4 protein-coding genes and 1 tRNA gene are annotated in these 4,858 nt (G+C 69.1%); all 5 read left to right on the top strand.

Annotation, left to right across the window (positions count from 1 at the left end; genetic code table 11):
- A partial coding sequence (locus BFF77_RS26940; protein WP_066954669.1) for a DNA gyrase C-terminal beta-propeller domain-containing protein occupies positions 1 to 1,998 on the top strand: 1,998 nt, incomplete at its 5' end.
- 87 nt (positions 1,999 to 2,085) lie between these two features.
- Entirely contained in the window at positions 2,086 to 2,691 is a 606-nt protein-coding gene (locus tag BFF77_RS26935; RefSeq protein WP_066954666.1) for a DUF3566 domain-containing protein, read from the top strand.
- A gap of 58 nt (positions 2,692 to 2,749) precedes the next feature.
- Positions 2,750 to 2,823 (top strand) — tRNA-Ile (locus BFF77_RS26930).
- 191 nt (positions 2,824 to 3,014) lie between these two features.
- A complete protein-coding gene (locus tag BFF77_RS36325) occupies positions 3,015 to 3,149 on the top strand; it encodes a DLW-39 family protein (protein WP_208857699.1) in 135 nt (44 codons plus the stop codon).
- A gap of 227 nt (positions 3,150 to 3,376) precedes the next feature.
- Positions 3,377 to 4,834 carry a hypothetical protein gene (locus BFF77_RS26925; RefSeq protein WP_211280324.1) on the top strand — a complete coding sequence of 486 codons (1,458 nt, stop codon included), beginning with the start codon at positions 3,377 to 3,379 and terminating at the stop codon, positions 4,832 to 4,834.
- Positions 4,835 to 4,858: the final 24 nt, after the last annotated feature.

The raw sequence follows: 4,858 nt of genomic DNA, 5'->3' as shown, positions 1-4,858 counted from the left end.
GCGGCGGGTGCGCAGTGGGCGCTGGAGCACCCCGAGGCCACGCACGAGGAGCTGCTCGACGCGCTGATCGAGCGGATCAAGGGCCCGGACTTCCCGACCGGCGCGCTGGTGGTGGGCCGCAAGGGCATCGAGGACGCGTACCGCACGGGCCGCGGTTCGATCACGATGCGCGCGGTGGTCGAGGTCGAGGAGATCCAGAACCGCCAGTGCCTGGTGGTCACGGAGCTTCCGTACCAGACCAATCCGGACAACCTGGCGCAGAAGATCGCCGATCTCGTCAAGGACGGAAAGATCGGCGGCATCGCGGACGTCCGCGACGAGACGTCCTCGCGCACGGGCCAGCGGCTGGTCGTCGTACTGAAGCGGGACGCGGTCGCCAAGGTCGTACTGAACAATCTGTACAAGCACACCGACCTCCAGACCAATTTCGGCGCGAACATGCTGGCGCTGGTCGACGGCGTGCCGCGCACGCTCTCCCTGGACGCGTTCATCCGCCACTGGGTGACGCACCAGATCGAGGTCATCGTCCGCAGGACCCGGTTCCGGCTGCGCAAGGCCGAGGAGCGGGCGCACATCCTGCGCGGTCTGCTCAAGGCGCTCGACGCGATCGACGAGGTCATCGCGCTGATCCGGCGCAGCGACACGGTCGAGACCGCGCGTACGGGCCTGATGGGCCTGCTCGCGATCGACGAGATCCAGGCGAACGCGATCCTGGAGATGCAGCTCCGCAGGCTGGCCGCCCTGGAGCGGCAGAAGATCGTCGCGGAGCACGACGAGCTCCAGCAGAAGATCAACGAGTACAACGCGATCCTGGCCTCGCCGGAGAAGCAGCGCCGGATCGTCAGCGAGGAACTGGCCGTCATCGTCGACAAATTCGGCGACGACCGGCGTTCGAAGCTGGTGCCCTTCGACGGTGACATGTCCATCGAGGACCTGATCGCCGAGGAGGACATCGTCGTCACCATCACGCGTGGCGGCTATGTGAAGCGTACGAAGACGGACGACTACCGCTCCCAGAAGCGCGGCGGCAAGGGCGTCCGGGGTACGAAGCTGAAGGAGGACGACATCGTCGACCACTTCTTCGTCTCGACGACCCATCACTGGCTGCTGTTCTTCACGAACAAGGGCCGGGTCTACCGCGCCAAGGCGTACGAGCTGCCGGACGCGGGCCGCGACGCCCGCGGTCAGCATGTGGCCAATCTCCTGGCCTTCCAGCCGGACGAGCGGATCGCCGAGATCCTGGCGATCCGGGACTACGACGCCGTGCCGTATCTGGTGCTGGCGACCAAGGCGGGTCTGGTGAAGAAGACCCCTCTGAAGGACTACGACTCGCCCCGTTCGGGCGGTGTCATCGCGATCAACCTCCGGGAGACCGAGGCGGGCGCCGACGACGAGCTGATCGGGGCCGAGCTGGTGTCGGCCGAGGACGATCTGCTGCTCATCAGCAGAAAGGCGCAGTCGATCCGGTTCACCGCTACGGACGATGCCCTGCGTCCGATGGGGCGAGCCACATCGGGTGTCAAGGGGATGAGTTTCCGCGAAGGCGACGAACTGCTGTCGATGAATGTCGTCAGGCCCGGTACGTTCGTCTTCACCGCTACAGATGGCGGGTACGCGAAGCGAACCGCCGTGGACGAGTATCGCGTCCAAGGTCGTGGTGGCCTCGGAATCAAGGCCGCCAAGATTGTGGAGGACCGCGGATCGCTCGTCGGCGCGCTGGTGGTCGAGGAAACAGATGAGATCCTTGCCATCACCCTCGGCGGCGGTGTGATTCGCACGCGAGTCAACGAAGTCAGGGAGACGGGCCGTGACACCATGGGCGTCCAACTGATCAATCTGGGCAAGCGCGATGCCGTCGTCGGTATCGCGCGTAATGCCGAGGCCGGCCGTGAGGCGGAAGAGGTCGACGGGACCGATGACCCGGGGACCGATGAGGCGGGTACGGCCGAGGTCGTCGCCGAGGGCAATCCGCCCTCGGCCGGGGAGCACGAGGAGTAGAGCGTGAGTGGAGCCACGGGCGCCGGATCGGCCGCTTCCGGAGCGAACGTTGCCCGTGGCCCTGCCACGGACTCCCAGGGGGTAACGGTGACCGATACCCGGGGGCACAAGCCTCCGTACGAAAGCTATGGCGCTGAGCAGTCGCAGCCGACCGCGCAGCCGTATCACCCGCCGCAGGCGTATCCCTCGCCGGGCGGGGGAGCGCCGGGCGGACAGCAGGGGCCGCAGCCGGGCCTGACCGGGGCGTCCGCGCCGCAGGTCGGCGGCGCGGCCACGACCACGGCCGTACGCCGTCCGAGGACGGGCGCACGGACGACTCCGCGTACACGCAAGGCCCGGCTGCGGGTCGCGAAGGCCGATCCGTGGTCGGTGATGAAGGTGAGCTTCCTGCTCTCCATCGCACTGGGCGTCTGCACGGTCGTCGCCTCCGCCGTGCTGTGGATGGTCATGGACGCGATGGGCGTCTTCTCGACGGTCGGCGGAACGATCAGCGAGGCCACGGGCTCGAACGAGAGCAACGGCTTCGACCTCCAGTCGTTCCTGTCGCTGCCGCGGGTGCTCATCTTCACCTCGGTCATCGCGGTGATCGATGTCGTGCTGGCGACGGCGCTGGCGACGCTCGGAGCCTTCATCTACAACCTGTCGGCGGGCTTCGTGGGCGGTGTTGAGCTCACGCTCGCCGAGGACGAGTGAGCGACGGGTATCGATTTTGGGGCTGGCCCTGGAGTGCGCTAATCTTCAGGGGCAGCGCGGGGCTATAGCTCAGTTGGTTAGAGCGCATCCCTGATAAGGATGAGGCCACAGGTTCAAATCCTGTTAGCCCCACCGCGACAATCGGGTCCGTACGGAACGCTTCCGTACGGACCCGATTGCATTTCGTAGTTCTTCGGATCGGCTCCGTTTTCTGCCTGATGAAGGCCCGAGTTGGGTTGCGGGCAGGTCACCGATCGGTATCGGTCGGTGTGTATAGTCGGGCGCCAGAAGTCCCCTACGTCAAGGAAAGACGAGGTCGCGCGGTGAAGAAGCTTCTCCTGATCGCACTGGCCGCCATTGGCGGGCTCCTCGTGTACCGCCAGATCCAGGCGGATCGCGCCGAGCAGGATCTGTGGACGGAGGCGACCGACTCCGTGCCCGCAGGTTCGGGTGTGTGAGACCAAACAGTCCTGAAACGGAAGCCCCGGCCGCCGAGCGGCCGGGGCTTCGTGCGTGCGGGTCTTTGTGGCGGGGTAACGGGTTCACTGGCGTGAATTGTGCGCTTGCGTGAGCAAAGCGTGTGGGTGGACCGGTGCGGGGGGACAGTGGCGGGAGCGCCGGGGCAGGATGGACGCGCGTCGCGCCCGCCGCGGCGCGGAACGGCCGAGAGGGCGAGGGGAAGCGCGTGAAGTGGCAGCGCAGCAGGGGCCGGGCGGCGTCGGCCGGAGCGGCGGCGATGTGCGTGGCGACGGCGGTCTGCGCCGTGGTGGCGGCCGGTGCCGTGGTGGCGCTGCCGGGGCGGTCCTGGGCGTCGGTGGGCGAGCCGAGCCCGTATGTCTTCGACCCCGAGGCGCGGCGGATCACGGGCGCGGCGGCCACGGGCGACGCGCGACCGCTGGAGTCGGGCGCCACCTACCGGGATTCGATCGGGCCCGGCGAGAAGCTCGTCTACCGGCTGGATCTCGACGCGGCGACGAACGCCTATGTTTCGGCGGTGGCCGTGCCCCGGCTCGGTACGACGGTCGCCTACGGGGACAAGGTCGAGGTGTCGCTCCAGGACCGCCGGGGCGGTGACTGCGGCTCCAATGACGCGCAGTTCGGCTCGGCGGGCCGGTTTCCCCGGCCGCTCGCGGCCTATGCCTACCGGATGATCGAGGCTGGCGCGTACTCCTGCCAGGAGGCCGGTCCCTACTACGTCGTCATCGAGCGGACCAGCGCGGACACCTCCACCCCCGAGCCGTGGGAGCTGGAGATCCGCCATGTCTCCGAGCCGGGGCTCGCGGCGTCCGGCCCGACGCCGTCCGAGGCGCCCTCGCGGTGGCCGAGCGCCTCTCCCGGGCCGGCCGGCGGCGCGCCGCGGGAGCGGCAGGGCGGGACCAGCTTCTTCGACGCCGCGGTCCTCGCCGACGGCGAGTGGACGGCGTCGATCGAGCCGGGCGAATCGCTTTTCTACAAGGTGCCGGTGGACTGGGGACAGCAGCTCTTCGCCGGTGCGGATCTGGGCAGCTCCGACGGCAGAGGATTTGTGACCGGCGCTCTGGCCATGTCCCTCTACAACCCGGCGCGAGGACTCGTCGACAGCACCGGCGCGATGTCGTACAGCGGCAAGCGGAAGACCATGGCGCTCGATCCGCTGCCGCCGGTGGCGTACGAGAACCGTTTCGGCTCCCGGGTGGGAGACAAGGAGATGCGGTTCGCCGGCTGGTACTACCTGAGGGTCAGTCTCAATCCGCAGGTGGGCGAGGAGTTCGGGGACAAACCGTACGGGCTGACGATGCGGGTGGACATCGAGGGCCGGGCCACCGGCGGGCCGGACTACGACGGGCCCGCCGGGGACTTCGCGGTGGGCGGCGGCGGCGGCGGTGATCCGGGCGGTGCGGGCGGTCCGGGCAGCGACGGCAGGATGGTGCTGCTCGCGGCGGGCGGGATCGGCGCGGGCACGGTGCTGGTGCTGGGGCTCGGGGTATGGACGCTGCTCGCGAGGCGGCGCGCGGGCCGGGGGCCCGGATCGCGCACGGGGCCGGGCACAGGGGCGGGTACGGGCACCGGTGCTGGGCCGGGCACGGTCGAGGTGCCGGCGCAGCCGTCGCCGCCTGCGCAGTCGCCACCGACGCGGTCGTACGAGCCGCCCTCGGCCTGGTAGGGAGAGGGCGGCTCGTACGACCGC

Source organism: Streptomyces lushanensis (genome assembly GCF_001700515.1).
Taxonomy (GTDB): domain Bacteria; phylum Actinomycetota; class Actinomycetes; order Streptomycetales; family Streptomycetaceae; genus Streptomyces; species Streptomyces lushanensis.
This window is presented reverse-complemented; position numbering and strand designations above follow the sequence as displayed.